Source organism: Synechococcus sp. W55.2 (assembly GCF_047461635.1).
Lineage (GTDB): Bacteria > Cyanobacteriota > Cyanobacteriia > Thermostichales > Thermostichaceae > Thermostichus.
In genome coordinates, this window is the sequence record NZ_JANSHM010000014.1 from 34694 (window position 1) to 49751 (window position 15058).

General features: G+C 57.7%; 10 protein-coding genes. 4 read left to right on the forward strand and 6 right to left on the reverse strand.

The window, feature by feature from the left end; all coding sequences use genetic code 11:
- The first annotated feature begins 9 nt into the window (after positions 1 to 9).
- The 3 genes from NW828_RS04845 (at position 10) to NW828_RS04855 (ending at position 3625) form a co-directional block, all read left to right on the forward strand.
- Positions 10 to 1434 carry a TrkH family potassium uptake protein gene (locus NW828_RS04845; RefSeq protein WP_414382015.1) on the forward strand — a complete coding sequence of 475 codons (1425 nt, stop codon included), beginning with the start codon at positions 10 to 12 and terminating at the stop codon, positions 1432 to 1434.
- A gap of 78 nt (positions 1435 to 1512) precedes the next feature.
- A complete protein-coding gene (locus NW828_RS04850; RefSeq protein ID WP_414382017.1) occupies positions 1513 to 2619 on the forward strand; it encodes a phosphotransacetylase family protein in 1107 nt (368 codons plus the stop codon).
- A 478-nt stretch (positions 2620 to 3097) separates the two neighbouring features.
- Positions 3098 to 3625, forward strand: coding sequence for a ribonuclease H family protein (locus tag NW828_RS04855; RefSeq protein WP_414382019.1), 528 nt, complete (start codon positions 3098 to 3100; stop codon positions 3623 to 3625).
- A gap of 60 nt (positions 3626 to 3685) precedes the next feature.
- Here the strand turns inward: NW828_RS04855 and NW828_RS04860 are convergent, their stop codons facing one another.
- Positions 3686 to 6409: a glycosyltransferase gene (locus NW828_RS04860; RefSeq protein ID WP_414382022.1), complete on the reverse strand. Its 2724-nt coding sequence runs from the start codon at positions 6407 to 6409 to the stop codon at positions 3686 to 3688.
- 872 nt (positions 6410 to 7281) lie between these two features.
- Between NW828_RS04860 and NW828_RS04865 the strand changes: the two genes are divergently transcribed.
- On the forward strand, positions 7282 to 8925 hold the full coding sequence (locus NW828_RS04865) for a DUF3352 domain-containing protein (RefSeq protein WP_414382026.1): 1644 nt from the start codon (positions 7282 to 7284) through the stop codon (positions 8923 to 8925).
- A 45-nt stretch (positions 8926 to 8970) separates the two neighbouring features.
- Here the strand turns inward: NW828_RS04865 and NW828_RS04870 are convergent, their stop codons facing one another.
- The 5 genes from NW828_RS04870 to NW828_RS04890 form a co-directional block, all read right to left on the reverse strand.
- Complete coding sequence (locus NW828_RS04870; RefSeq protein WP_414373340.1) at positions 8971 to 9714, reverse strand: response regulator; 744 nt, start codon at positions 9712 to 9714, stop codon at positions 8971 to 8973.
- 68 nt (positions 9715 to 9782) lie between these two features.
- Positions 9783 to 10541, reverse strand: coding sequence for a sensor histidine kinase (locus NW828_RS04875; RefSeq protein WP_414343700.1), 759 nt, complete (start codon positions 10539 to 10541; stop codon positions 9783 to 9785).
- Between the two features lie 109 nt (positions 10542 to 10650).
- Entirely contained in the window at positions 10651 to 12129 is a 1479-nt protein-coding gene (locus NW828_RS04880; protein WP_414382028.1) for a sensor histidine kinase, read from the reverse strand.
- Between the two features lie 144 nt (positions 12130 to 12273).
- Entirely contained in the window at positions 12274 to 13260 is a 987-nt protein-coding gene (locus NW828_RS04885) for a pentapeptide repeat-containing protein (RefSeq protein ID WP_414382031.1), read from the reverse strand.
- A 140-nt stretch (positions 13261 to 13400) separates the two neighbouring features.
- Entirely contained in the window at positions 13401 to 14966 is a 1566-nt protein-coding gene (locus NW828_RS04890) for a hypothetical protein (protein ID WP_414382034.1), read from the reverse strand.
- Between the last annotated feature and the right edge of the window lie 92 nt (positions 14967 to 15058).

Genomic DNA, 15058 nt, shown 5'->3' on the forward strand with positions numbered 1-15058 from the left:
TCTGAGCGCTTGGTTCCACCGGTACCATCCCGCGCCCGCCACCTGCCGACACCGGGATCGGCATTGTCTCAGTCCTCTAGGGCCTTTGGGAATCGTCTGCAGTGGTTTTTCGGGGGGGACAGGCGTCGCCCGCTGCCACCGCCATTGCGCCTAGTTGTAGGGTTGGGGCTCTTGGCAGTGGTGGGAACTTTGGTGCTCATGTTGCCGGGGATCGGGCGCGGGGATCCCTTGAGCTGGAATGAGGCGCTGTTTACGGCCATGTCGGCCCTGAGCGTGACGGGGCTCTCGACGATTGTGGCGGCGGAGGATCTCACCCTGTTGGGCCAGATTGTGCTGCTGATCCTGATTCAGATTGGCGGGGTGGGCTTCATGGTGTTGGCGGTGGTGGTGTTTCAATTGATCGGGCGGCGCATTTCCCTCCTCAATCGCTTGGCGCTGTGCAATTCGCTGGGTCTCATCGATCCGGGGGCGATCCTGGAATTGACTCGGCGGGTGCTGCTGGGGGTCACTCTCATTGAGTTGGGGGGGGCTCTGCTGCTCTGGGTGCACTGGCGGGATCTCTATGGGCCGGGGCGGGCAGTTTTTCTGGCTATTTTTCACGCGGTGTCGGCCTTTTGTAATGCAGGATTTGACCTGTTTGGCCGGGAAGGGATCCCTACAGACGGTCTGTCGCTGGCGATTTTGGCCGGTCTGATTTTTATCGGCGGTTTGGGCATCCCAGTTTTGTCGGATTTGTTAACCTGGCCACGGGGCCACCGCCCCTCTCTGCACACCCGGATTACCCTGGGCGTGGTGGTGGTTTTGCTCTGCACGGGCGGCATTGGCTTGTTTTTGGGAGAGAGCTTGCCCGGCGGATCCCTGCTGGAGGTAAGCTGGCCCCGCCGCTTGGGCCTGACGTTTTTTCAGTCGGTTTCTGCCCGAACGGCCGGGTTTGCCGGGATCCCCATTGAGGATTTGACCCCGGCCAGCCAGTTGCTGCTGATGGCTCTCATGTTTATTGGGGCAGCCCCAGCTTCCATGGGGGGCGGCATAACCACCGGCACCTTGGCGGTGTTGGTGTTGGCCCTCTGGGGCTATGCCCGCGGTTTGCCCAGCGCTCAGATTGCCGGGCGCAGCTTGGATCCCTCCATGGTGCGCAAGGCGGCAGCGGTGTTAACGGTTTCTCTGTTTGTGGTATTGTTGGCGGCTTGGTTGATTTTGCTGACCCACAGTAACAGTAGGTTGGATCCGGTGTTGTTTGAGGTGATCTCCGCCTTTGCCACCTGCGGCCTCTCGACGGGCTTTACCGGGGAGCTCAACTGGTTTGGCCAACTGATCATTGTGCTGGTGATGTTCTGGGGCCGGTTGGGGGCATTGACAATTGTCTTGGCCTTGGCTCAACAACAGCCCCGCCCGTTGGTAACCTACCCTGAAGAGTCGATCCTAATCGGTTAGTCCAGAACTGAGGAGAGAGCAGCCTCCGTTAGACTGAGTAAGGGATCCCTTCGTCCCTCTCGTTACCGGGAGCCATCCGTGTCCAAGTTCCTTTTAATTGGTTCTACTGAGCCCTTCAGCGGTAAGTCGGCTGCCATCTTGGGTTTGGCCAAGCATCTGCAGCAGCAAGGGATAAAAGTCACCTATGGGAAGCCCATCGGTTCTTGCGAGCGGGAAGATTGCTCGCTGGAAGGGGGCGATCCGGATATGCGCTTTGTGGCGGAGTCTCTGCGGCTGACGATGGATCAAATGCCGCCGATGCTGCTCCGGCTCAACGAAGAGGCTTTGCTGGCTCAAATGAAGCGAGCTCCCGGGGATCCAGCTCCAGAGTGCCCGGTTGCCCCTCTGTTGGAGTTTGTCCGGCGCTCCCCTGCCGATTTGGTGCTGCTGGAAGGCCCAGCCGATCTTTACGAGGGGGAATTGTTTGGCCTGTCGCTGGCCAAGATGGCCCAAGCCCTGGATGCTCCGGTACTGCTGATCAGTCGCTACCATTCCTCCTTGGCTGTTGATTCTCTTCTCTTTGTCCATCGTCAACTGGGATCCCGCTTGGCAGGCGTGCTGCTGAACGATGTGCCACCTGACCAAATGCAACCGGCAAAAACGATCATTCGGCCTTTTTTGGAGGGACACGGGATCCCGGTGCTGGGGATTTTGCCCTCCCATCGCATTTTGCGCAGCATCAGCGTTGGGGAGTTGGTGCGGCAACTGGATGCCGAGGTGCTCTGCTGTCCGGATCGGATGGACCTGATGGTTGAAGACATTGCGGTAGGGGCGATGAACGTCAACTCGGCCTTGAAGTACTTCCGTAAGCTGGATCACAAGGCGGTGATCACCGGTGGAGACCGCACCGATATTCAACTGGCCGCCCTAGAAACTTCCACCCTCTGCCTGATCTTGACCGGCAAGCTCCCTCTGGATCCCCGCATTCGGTCTCGAGCAGAAGAGCTGGAAGTGCCGATTCTCTCGGTGGATCTGGACACCTTCACCACCATCAACCGCATCGAACGGGTTTTTGGGCAGATTCGCCTACACGAGGAGGTGAAAGTCCGCTGCATCCAGGAGCTAATGTCAGCAAATTTTGACTTTTCCCGTCTCTATGCCCATTTGGGCTTAACACAACCCCTAGTGTCGGCGGCAGGTGCGTAGGATAAAGTCATTAAGGCTTCTCTACATCTGGTGTCTAAATAGGTAGTTCTCCGAGAGCGAGCACTATACCTGATCAAGATGAAATAAGCTCAGTTTTGATGCGCTGGCTTCTAGTGTCTGATGCTTTCCAGTATCTGCAATGATTTCTGCAAAAAAACGCAGGGATCTATCGCCGGTTTGGCCTACTCACCGAATTCGAGAGATATCATGCGAGTATTCATCACCTCAACACACCACTCCTCCCCCAGATTTTCTGGGGGTTTTTGTTCGCGCCATTTTGGCAGAATTTCCCTGTCTCTCTAACCTTACGTCACGTGAGCTGGTGTTGACGAGGTTTATACTACTGATAGTGTAAAGTAAAACTTTCCCGGAACTAGATACACTAAATAGTGGTGCTGGCACGCCCTTGTGCGGTAAGATGCAGTGTCTGTTGTCGAGCCGGGATCCCAAATCTTCCCGTTAGCATCGGATGAGCACCATGGCCAAGGTTTCACGGATGCGCAGCCGCAAAGGAGCGCGCCCCAGCCGTCTGGTTGCCTGCCCCCACAGTGGCATCTTCACCGACGGGGGATGTTCTCCCAATCCGGGGCCAGGGGGATGGGCTGTGGTGGTGGTTCAAGATGATCAAATTGTGGAAGAGTTTTGGGGAGGGGATCCCGATAGCACCAACAACCGCATGGAGTTGACCGGCCTCATCCGGGCCTTACAATATTGCCGCCACACCCAGGGCAACGGCGTAGATACCATCTACAGCGACTCCCACCTTTGCGTACAGACCTACAACGACTGGATGGAGCGCTGGGCAGCCCAGGGATGGCGGCGGCGCACAGGGCCAGTGGAAAACTTGGATCTGGTTGAGGAGTTATATCAACTCAAGCAGGAGTGCCCTCAGGTGCGGGTGGTTTGGATCCCAGCCCACCAAGGTCTGCGCTGGAACGAGTACGTGGATGGGTTGGTTGCCCAGGCTCGAGCCAGAGTGACCGTTCCTCCAGAAGTTAGGGATTGAGGTTTCACACCGGCAGTGGGGGCACTGTGAAACTGGTTAGCAGCGAGATGCTTGCCAAGACTACAAGGCTGTTAGGCTTGGCTTGACTGCAAGGTGCAGAACTTCCTGGATGGTTTTAGCCATGCGCTCCCAGGTAAAAGACTTAACCCACTCTAAGCCTTTCCTGACTTTCTCAGCGCGCAACTTGGGATCCAGAACCTGAACCAGGGTGTCCGACAAAGAGTCCTCTACATAAAATGCAGCTTCTCCTCCTACTTCCACTAAGGCAGAGTTGGGATAGATAATGACAGGGGTCCCACAGGCCATGGCCTCCAATACGGGTAGCCCGAATCCCTCATATGCACTTGGGTAAACCAGCGCCACGGCATTCTGGTAGGCTTGAACCAACTGCTGCAGATCTAGATAAGCATTCATAACAGGTTGCGGAGCTGCCGCCTGTCGATAAGCCTCTGGAGTCGACCAGGAATGAGTGCAAAGGACAGGGAAAGGCTTATAGGACCACTGCTGATAAGCTTCAAAAAATAACTCCTGTCGTTTGTGAGTGCCTTGGTGGCATCCAATCAGCAGCCAGTGCTTGGGAATAGCTGAGGGATCCGGCTTGAATACACTGGTGTCAACCCCAGGGTAAGCTACTACTGCCTCTTTGCCAGTTAGACGCAGCAAGTCACAGGCCGTGTTTTGGCTAACAGCTACAATGCGAGCGGCTGCTTCAAGGGCTGCGTGCTTTTGGCGCCACATGGGATCTGAGAGATCCTGACCCAGCACTTCTGGGATCATGTCATGGAGCAGGAGCACCTGCGGAATGTCAGAGGGCAGGTATGTATGGTAGGTGCTCATAAAAACATCAGCCCCTGACCAAATAAAAGCTTGTCTCAACTCAGGATCATCCCAGCGGGCGTAGCTAAAGGGGTGACCCTGCATTCTCTCGACACCCTGGGGTAGCTCTCCCATGCCACCCCGATCGTAGAAAGTGATGCGAATCCCCAGCTGAGGCAATTCCCGCAGTAAGTTGCGCCAAACTGTAGCAATACCAGTTTGGAACATCTGGAAGAACACCCCGTCCACAAATAGGTGAAGACGTTGCCGCACCTCTACCACCAAGGGATCCCCGTATGCCCAGGGGAAAAAGGGCTGCAGGGAGCAGGGCTTTTCCGCTTTTTGCAGCTCTTCCCAGGCTTTTACGGCCCCTTGATAGCCGTAGTAGGACTCCTTAAACTCCACCTGCTTTCGCAACGCATGGGCATAGTGGTCAAACACTAAGCCCTCTGCTTCTGCTTGGTCTGCAGTCAAAACCTTCTTAGGAACCTGTCCATTTCGGGTTAATATGGGCGGCTCGTGAGTTTGCCACTCACACTCAGCGGAATCCCATCTCCAGACCCGCCACCCCTCCATCTGGGGGTTGTTGCCCCACTTGCCTTTGTTGTCCAACACAAGATTGGGGCCCACAAAGTAGCGACAGTAGAACTGAGCTGCCTCTAAACTGGGGTCTGCTTCAAATCGTCGATGCACCCGTCGGATTTGTTCAGCTGTCCAAATCTCATCAGCATCCAACTGCCACAGCAAGCAGGGATAATCAGGCTGAGCTGCCCTGACCATTTCGATTTTGCCATCCCAAAACTGGCCATCAGGCTTCTGAACCAGCCGAACACGGGTATCCTTGGCCGCCAAGTCTCTCAAGTATTCAACTGTGCCATCTAAGCTGTGCCCTTGAGCATACTCCTCAGGGATCCGGCCACCGTTGGCCAAACTCCACCCTGTGTCATGCCGCAAGGCAGCAACGCCCTCAACCACCACCCATTGCCAGGGGATCCCTAGCTTATCCAACTCGCAGAGGGTGGAGTAGTGGCGCTCAATGTACGGCTCTCCGTCTAAAACAATGGTGAAGAAGTGAATGGGAAGAGTGGCTCTGCTGTCTTTAAAGATGGCAAAGCCTTTGCGGACATTTCCCCAGCAAATGAGTCGGTAGCCATAGCTGGGGAGCTCCGTCAAGCAACGGCTGTTCTTAAAAGCAAAGATATCATCCAAGGCAATGTACTTGGGGCGAGCGCCCTGTTCCAAAAAAGCTTGGAGGTCATACCAGCCTGTAAACTTGCCGCCGTCAATGAGAAGAAGGTCGGGGTTGGGAACTCGGCTTGCCCCATCTGTGGGAACAGACTTGAGTAAATCTTGTCCCTCCTGGTGCCATTCCAGAGCCTGCTCTCGGCTATAGGGGACCCAGAAGCTGGAGCAAGATTTCAGCCATTCTTCCACCTCCTCCACTGTAGCGATCCTAGGTTGGGCAGCAGCGTGAATGGGGACACAGCGGGGATCCTTGCTTACCCTTCTAGCCAACTCTTTGTAGCGCTCAGGATGAGCTTCTATGCTGTAGATGCGAACAGAGTCAGGAAGGGCGTAGCGCAAAACAGCTGTGGATCCTTCTCCACTACTGGCCCCTACCTCGACCACCACCCGCAGGGAGGGATCCCTGCAAATTTCTGCAAGAGCTGCTCCAAAAGGCTCATCTAGCCGGATTTCTGGTGGGATATACCACTCTGGCCAGGCGGAGTCGCCGTTCCGTTTCTGATTGACCCAGCGGCCATACGCAGCAGCAGCTTCTCGATGATAGAAGGAACTGGCTGTGGGTAAAAAGGCATCAGCCTCCTCCTGAGAGAGGTCACGAAGGTATTGAGTAACCTGAAATAGCCACAGGCGCGCCACTTCCTCGCCTGTCTGGGGATCGTAAAGAGAGTTGATAAAGGCATTTGGAGGCCAATCTTCTAGAATTTGCTTCAATACTAACCACACCCAATCCTCTTCCCCAGCTCTAGCGAAGCAGTCAAGGCTGTGCGCCAGCAGCTGAAGTCTATGGTGGTGGTGTACAGGAAGCTTTAGGGCTTCCTCCCGCATGCGTTCTGCAACAGGTTGATAGACAATCGACAGAACTTGCAAAAGTCGCTTTGTCTGTGGCCACAATAACCCTTCTAGAGATCCACCCCTGTACCTTTCTGCAAACTCAGGAGCGATGGAAAGAGCAATGGTCTCTAGGAGAATTGAGGGAATACTTTCTTGTTCGGCCTGGGCAAAAAAGGCAGAGTAGGATCCTTGCCAAAATAAAGTTCCCAGCTGTTCAAAGTTGGTGGCTTGCGTCACAGCTAATGACCCCCATTGCTCTTCCTGCTAGAGAGAAGGAGTAGCTCTGCTTAAGCTCAAGCATAGCAAGGATTGCAACTTCTGGCAAAGGGAGAAGTGTCATTGCCTGGGGAAAAGCAACATGTACAGGAAAGCTTCAAGTTTGTTGCAGGAAATGTTCAACTGATAACTATTCCTGTCTTGGCTGCTATCGCCGCGGGGCAAGCATTTCGTGGACTTTGGTTCACTACAGCTCCTCCAGGCCGAGTTTGGGATCTTATTACGCTACAGCCTATTAAGAGGCTACAGGATACAGCTGTAAGCCTGCCTGTTCTGGACTCATCGGAATCAAGCCTCAGAAACACGACGTTTTGTATCCCTTGATCTGTGAACAGGCCGTAGGTTTACTCACAATTTAGACTATCTTGTTAGACTATCTTGACTTGTGCTAGAGTGGGCTATTTTTTCACTTACAGAAAATTTGGGTTTGCAGGCTCATGCCTAGATGCTACGATTGGCTATATCCACTAGCTGCTTAGGTAGCCGCCATGCAAGTCCAGCTTCATTCTCGGCTGCGCCCTCTCTCCCTTACGTTGATGGCGGTGGGGGGCTCTTGGCTCCTGGGATCCTGCCAACTCAGAGGGCCACAGGTACAGTTGCCCGGCGATGTTCTGCCGGAAACCGCGCTGGTTCCCCAGTCGGCGCCCCTGGTGCTGACCTTTTCTACCCAACCGGAAGAATCTTTTCGCACTCACCCTGACCTTTTGGCCCAGTGGGAGAGCTGGACGGCAGAAGCTTTGGCTGAAACCGGCAAGGAGTTCTCTCGGGAAGAGATGCAAGCTTGGGCTGGCGAGCAATTCACGATGGCAGTGGTGATCCCCAATCTGGTGCCCGGAGCTGCCGAGCCGGTGCCTGGGATCCTGTTTGGAGCCAGCACCCGCAACGCTGATTTGTCTGGGCAATTCTTGGCCCAGGTGCGGCAACAGGCAGCAGCAGAAGGGGCCAACTTCGAGCAGCGCCAGGAGCAGGGGGTCACCCTCTATGTGCAAACCAACGGAGAGCCGGGCGAGCGATGGGTAACTGCTGAGTTTGGCAACCGCTTTGTGGCAGTGGCCAACGACCCAAGGGTGATGCAGCAGGCGATTGCTGTGTATCGCGGCGAAGCAGAGCCGATTGGCCGCTCCGAAAGTTTCCGCACCGCTGTTGGCGATCTGTATGAGAGCGGCACGCTGGCCTTTGCCTACTTCAACTTCCAGGCTTTGCAGGAGGATCCCGAGTCTTTCCAAGACTGGATGCAGGATCTGGATCCGGCGACGCTGGGATCCCTGCAACCCCTGCGCTCTTTGGCCATGGCTGCCCACTGGCAGGAGCAGGGCCTGCGGCTGCGCATGTTGACCCAGACCGATCCGAAAACCCAGGTGCAGGGGGGGTGGCAAACGGCTCGCGGCGAACTCATTCAGCGGCTGCCCGGCAATGCCTTGGCGGTGCTGACCACCCAGCAGATTGCCCAGCGCTGGCAAGCCGTTATGCCTGAGCTGGAAAAAGATCCGCCGGTCAAGGAGTCGTTAGAGGAGCTGCGGGCTGAGTTTCGCGCCAATACTCGCTTGGACTTGGAAAAAGATCTGCTGGCCTGGATGGATGGGGAGATGGCCTTGCTGGTGGCACCTGATGCCCAGGCCCATCCGCTGTTGCAGGGCATGGGAGCAGCCCTGGTGATCGAGACTGGCCAAAAAGACAAGGCCAACGCGGCCCTGACTCAGTTGGATCGGCTGGCCCAAGAATCCGGAGCACGGGTAACGGAAGCCGGTGGGCAGGTGATCTGGGCGGATCCCTTGTTTAACCGCCCGCTTTTGACCCGCGCCTGGGAAGGCAACTATTTGATCGTGACCAGCAGCACGGCGGCGCTGCAAACCCTCGCCCAACGCCAGGGCAATTTGCTTCCCCAAACCGAGCCGCTGAAAACCCTCTACGATCAGTTGCCCAAGCCCAACTACGGCTACTTTTTGCTGAATTGGCAAGGGATCCGCACAGTGCTGGAGGCTACGCTGCCGGGCGGTTTGGCAAGCTTAGAGCCGGAGGCCCGCGAGCTGCTGACCCGCGTCGATGGGCTGGGCATTACCAGCTACCCTGCCGGGGATCACGCCTTTGGGTTGGAGCTGCTGGTCACCGTGCCGCCTAAGCCACAGCCGTAAGCTCTTTCCCCCCTCTCCCTTGGGGAGAGGGGCTGGGGGTGAGGGCTATAGCCGAATTAGGCCATAGGTAAGGGCATAGCGAACCAGCTCGGTGCGGCTGCTGGTGCCCGTCTTGTTCAGCAGGCGGGTCACGTATTTTTCCACGTTGCGCACGCTGGTCTGCAGTTGCTTGGCGATCTCCTTGTTCATCAGCCCTTCTGCCACTTTTTCCAATACCTGTCGCTCGCGCGGCGTGAACTCTACCTTAATGGGTGGGGGCAAGGGAGTTGGGGCGGGGGGCTGAGAGGGACCGGTTGGGGGAAGAGTTCGCTCTGCCAGAAGCGCCCGAATGGAGGCCAGCTCGCGGGCGACCACTTCAGAAGGACTGGCTGCTCGGGAGCGCTCAATGAGATTGGAGACGATGGCCACCAGCTCCTCCGGATCGAAGGGCTTGGGCAAATAGGCATCGACACCGGCCCGGTAACCCTGGATGCGGTCGGCGGTCATCCCCTTGGCGGTGAGGAACACCACCGGCAGATGGCTGTAGGGCTCGAGTTTTCGCAGTTGGGCCAAAAATTGATAGCCATCCATGCCCGGCATCATGATGTCGGAGATGATCAACTGAGGCTGGGCCGTGCTGAGCAGTTGCAGAGCCTGCTGGGCGTTGGCCGCCGGGATCACCTCAAAGCCGCTGTCCTCGAGGTAGGCTTGCACCGCTTCCCGTAAGCCGGGTTCATCATCTACTAGCAGAATGCGGGCTGCTGGACTGGCAGCAGGGGGTTCGGGTTTGGCTGGGGGAGAAGAGGCCATCTGCAGCTCCTGGGTAGCGTTCAAGCGTTTGGCGGCACCTGCCATCCCATATCTCTACAATCTTCCTACTAACCTGTGGGCAATCTCAGGCGAAAACAGGAGCCTTGGGGGGAGCTTTCCACCTGGAGATCTCCGCCCATCCGGGTGGCCAGGTCGCGGCTAATGGCCAACCCCAGCCCCTGCCCTGGCTTAGAAAGATCTGCCCGAAAAAAGGGATCGAAGATCCGCTCCAGGTTCTCAGGGTGGATGCCGGGGCCGTTGTCGCAGACGGCAACGAACACTTCCCATTGCGAAGCAGTTGAGGGATCTTCACCCAGCTCCACCTTCAGCCGGATCTCACCTGGGGGCGGGGTGTACTTGCAAGCGTTGTCGATCAAGTTATCAAGCACCTGCCGCAGGGCACGCGGATCGGCTTGTACAGGGGGTAGGGAAGGGGGCAGAACGGCTTGAAAGTGGTGTCCCTGGGTTTCGGCCAAGGCTTGATAGATGGGGATCCACTCCCGCAGCAGGTCGGCCAAGGAGAGGGGCTGAAGCTGGAGGGGGGCCGGGATCCCGTCCAAACGCTCGAACTCCGCCAGCAGCTCCTGCAAATGCTTGCACTCCTGTTCAATGCTCAGGCCAATCCAGTGGTTGCGATCCTCGGGGGGCAAGCGTTTTTGCAATAACTTGGCCAGCGTGCTCAGGGCGGTGAGAGGATTGCGCATTTCGTGAAGCAAAGTGGAAAGCTGCTGGGCAGAAAGAGTGACCCCCTTAACCTTGGGTTCTCCGGCTCCGCAGACGGGTTCAGGCTCTGGATGGTGTTCAGCAACTTTTCTGGCTCTCGGCATGGATCCAATCTCTAGACTCTCCCGGCGCTGGCAGATCGATCCTAGCCCTACCTCCCCTGCAATCCGCCATATCAATCCTGAGACGCTATCGGGATCCCAACTGGGTGGCTTATAGCTGGCGGGGCAGGTAGATGTTGAGAACTTCCCCCCGATGGGCGCGGTGGCGCACGGTGAGGTAGCCCCCCAAGGCGCGGAACAGAGTTTGGGTGACGGGAAGGCTGAGGCTCACTGCACCGGTATCCGGCTGCACGACCAACAACTGCCCAATCGCCTGAGGGGATTTGGGCTCTGAGGCAACAGTGGCGTCGCTGCCCTCAGGTGTGTTGACCTGAAACTGAAGTTTGACCAGCTCCCCTGCGCTGACCAACTGGGCGCGAATGTGGCTGCCAGCCGGCGTGCTGCGGGCAATGCGGTCGACCATGCCAAACAGCACCGCTTCCAGCGCCTTGGGATCGCTGACCACATCCGGCAGCTCATCGGGAATCTCCAACTCCAGTTGGGATCCCCGCCGTTCCACCTGCTCCTGCCAGCGAGGCAGGTTTTGCCGCACCAAGTCCACCAGCGCAATGGGCTCTAGCTGAAGCCGACGCCCCTCCTGTGGGGTAGCAGCGGGCATCACCGTTTCTGTAGCCTGGAAAAACAGCCCGAAGCGGTTGATTTGCTCGGTACATTCGCGGTCAATTTTCTCCACGTATTCCCGTACCCGCGACGGCAGATCGTGCCGCTTCAGGATGAGACTAACCAAGGTGCGGATGGTGCTGAGGGGCGTCTGGATCTCGTGGATGAGAGCCCGCAACAGTTCTGCCTCCGAAAGGCTGTTCTGTTGGCCTTGACCGGCAGGCTGGCCATGGGAAGGAGGAGACCGCCGCTTCTGCCAATCTTCTGGCCGGGTTGTGGGCGCAGGGGAGTTCTCGGCTCTGGCGGGGGGTAAGCGAGCGGGCGGGGATCCCGACTCGGCCAGGTTTCCCAGCAGAAGAAGGCTGCTGAAGCGGGCCAGCACCCGCACATGAGGCTCCATGAGGGGATGGTGCTTCATCAACTGCTGCCAGAAGGGCAAGCGATCCGGCCTACCCTGTTGAACCCGCTGCTCCAGGATCTGCCAAGCCCGATGCACCACTTCCGGCTCAAAAGACACCATCATCCCCCTCTGCCGCGTGTGGGGGTGATGCCCTTGGGCGGCCACCACCGAAAAAACAGGGGTGAGCACCAGCAAAAAAGGCTCCTCCACCAGGGGATCCCGCGGCAGGAGAGGGATCACCGTCTGGCCAGGGGTCAGAATCGACTCAGGGGACAAGTCGGGGGTAAACAGCCAGGGATCTTCACGGGCCAGCTCCCGCAGCTTCAGGTTCGGTTCTGGAGCGTCAATGGGCGACGGCAGTTGAGGCAGCGGATCCCGAACCACCCAGGGGGGCCACCAAGACACCGGCCCACCGATCACCACCCCAAACTGTCCAACTTCTTGCCATAGCTGGAGCAGGGCTGCCACCGTCTGCTGCCAGGAGCGCTCTCCTGCCCCCGGCAACCATTCCGGCAAGGGCAGATCGGCCCACAAAGCTTCCATCAAGGACAGAAATCGGCGGCTGTTCACGGATCTCTTTGACCCATCCTTCCCTTGTAGGGTAGCGGTTGTGGCCCCTCTGGGGCAGGGGAAAACCTCACCTTTTCCGGGGCGGATCCCCGTCTCACTCAGGGACAAGAATCCTCGTCCTCATACGGTAGCGAGTCTGTCCAATCAGCCTACCCGTCCATCCGGCAGAGTTGCCCCGCGCAAATTGGCCCCGCTGAGGTTGGCTGTGCTCAGATCGGCTCGGGTTAGGATTGCCTCGCCGAGATCGGCATTTTCCAGGTTGGTGCGGCCCAAATAGGCATCCACCAGGTTGGCACACCGCAAATCGGCCCCGGCCAGATTGGCCCGACTGAGATCCGTCCGCGCCAGTTTGGCCGAGCACAGACAACTGGCGGAAAGATCGGCTGCGGCCAGATCCGCCTCGCTCAAGTTGGCCTCTGTCAGATTCACCTGGCGAAGTATCGCCTCCTTCAAGTTGGCCCGCGCCATCTGCACCCCTTGCAGGTCTGCCCCCAAAAAAGAAACCCCCCTCAGGTCGGTCTCGCTCAGGATGGCTCCCTGCAAACGGGCTTGCTGCAGGCTGGCCCCTTGCAAGTTGGCCTTGATTAAACTGGCCTCTTTTAGGTTGGCCCCGCTCAGGTCGGCCCGTGTCAAATCCGCTCCCGACAGGTTGGCTCCGCTGAGATCGGCGCGGCTAAGATTGGCGTTGCGCAATACCGCTCCCCGGCGGCTATCGAAACGGAGATTAGCCCCCCGCAAGCAAGCTCCCCCCAAGTTGGCACTGGTGAGGTTGGCCCAACGCAAATCCGCATCCAGCAGGTTGGCATCGATCAACAGAGCCAGCGTCAGGTTGGCCCCATGCAAATCTGCTCCTTGTAGGGTGGCGCCGTGCAACTGGGCATCTCTGAGATCCGCCTCGCTCAAGTCCGCCTGGCTGAGGTTGGCCCCACCAAGGTTAGCCCCGACGAGGTTGGCCTTCTGCAGCTTGGCCCGCCCCAAGAAGGCGAAGATCAAATTGGCACTGTGCAGGTTTGCTTGGGAGAGATCCACCCCGATCAAATCGGCCCGGCTCAGGTCAAGGGCGGCCAGGTTCTCGCCGGCAAAGTTGATCCGTCCTGCCCGGTAAAGCCGAAGCAGATCCTTGGCATCCATAGAAGAGAGGGGAGAGCTCAGAGAAGTGAGAGAGGAGCTGCACTGGTGGTTATTCTAGATAAGGATCCGGGCGTTTCCCCAGCACTCTGCGCAGCTGATCGCCAGTGTTGAACGGGATCCCCGAACAGCGGGTTTGAGCTTCAAACCAGCCCGAACAGACGGCGCTCTGCCTCCTCCATGCGATCCAAGAAAGCAGCAAATTTGGTGGAGATCTCCCCCACTTCCTGCAAAAAGGCGCGTAGTGTTTGGTACTTGAGAACCAAGGCTTCCTCTAGAGTGCAGGCTTGAAACTGCTCATCCAACGCCTTGCCCAACTCGCTCAGGGCCTGTTCGATAGCAGTTTTGACAGAGCCGACGCTGCGCCGCACCAAACGCATCACCTCCTGCTCCAACTGCGGCTTTTGCTGGGCCAGCTCGCTGCTGGCCAACACCTGTCTTAGGGAAGCATAGGGATCCGCCAGCTCAGCGGGCATTTCGGTAACCGCCTCCGGCAGAGCCTGTTTTGCATTGCTGACGCGCAGGGGCTGCACCAGGCGCCACTCCGATTGTTCTAGCTTTTTCAAGATCCCCATGAACATTGCGGCGGATCCCTCGACATCCCTCAAGAAGCCGCGCAGCACTTGGTGTTTGAGGGTCAGATATTGGACGGGATCCTCATCCTGCAGACCTTCGTCCAGGGCGTTGCCCAACTCGCTTAGGGTGTTCTCGATGGCAACCATCAAGGATCCGGCGCTGTGATGGAGCAGTTGGCGGCAGGACTCTGGGATCTCCTGTCGCAGGTCAGAAGAGGGGCCGGGTGGTGTTGTCCAGGTTGCAAAAGCCAGAGGATCTGCAGGTTCTTCCTCATCTTCTGGGATCCCAGCGTCAATCCAAGTCATGGGGCTGGCCAGGGACTCTGCCTCGCCCGCGCGAGCGGCATCTTCGGTATTCAGCCAATCCAGATTGGCGGAGAGAGGCTCAGCAGCCAATCCTCCGCCGGGGAGGGTCGCTGGGGGCACGTCAACGTAAAGAGGCTTCAGCATCTGCAGCACAGCATTGGCGGCTTGGCTATCCTGATCCGGCTCCTGCAACTGCTGCACCGCCTCCTTCAGCCGGGCTTCCAGTTCTTGGGGGGAGGCGCAGGCATCGTAGAGGGCTCTGAGCAGCTCGTCCAGGCTGTAGCGCCGCAGGGCCGCCAACCCCTGCAGAGTAGGCTCTACTTTGTGGTACAAAGCCGTGAACAGAACCAGCTTGGCCCGCAAAGGACTGGTTTGCCGCATCACCCCTGCCCGCAGCTCGAAGGGATCGTAGTCTTGCTTTTGCAGTTGCAGTCGTGGGCTTCCATACTCCAAGGACAAGATAGGCGAGGGTGCGGCCCAAGCTGATGGCTCCTTGGGCGAGGGCATGAGTGGGCTAGAGGGATCCGCTTGGGGCTGTTGATACAGGGGCTGTAGCTTGCTTAGCAGCATCTTGGCGATGCGAGCATACTCGGCTTTTTTGTTGATGCGGCTGATGGCCTCTCGAAAGCGCTGGCCCAAAGCATCAAGGGTAGCGTGCTCACGGCAAAGCTGCTCCAGCAGGGCTTTCAGATCTATCTGGCTCAACTTGCTGACATCGCTTTCCCAAGTGCTGGTGCAGGCAAAGTAAACCAGCTTTTTCACTCGGTCTGCGTACCCGCCCTGCTGCACTTCTTGCACAACAAGGCCAAAGGGATCCGAGACAACCATAGGGAGCTGCTAAGCAGGAGCATGACTCTAGTCAATAATAAGCTCAACTATACTGAAAATAATGTATAATATGTTCAGTACGGATTACTACC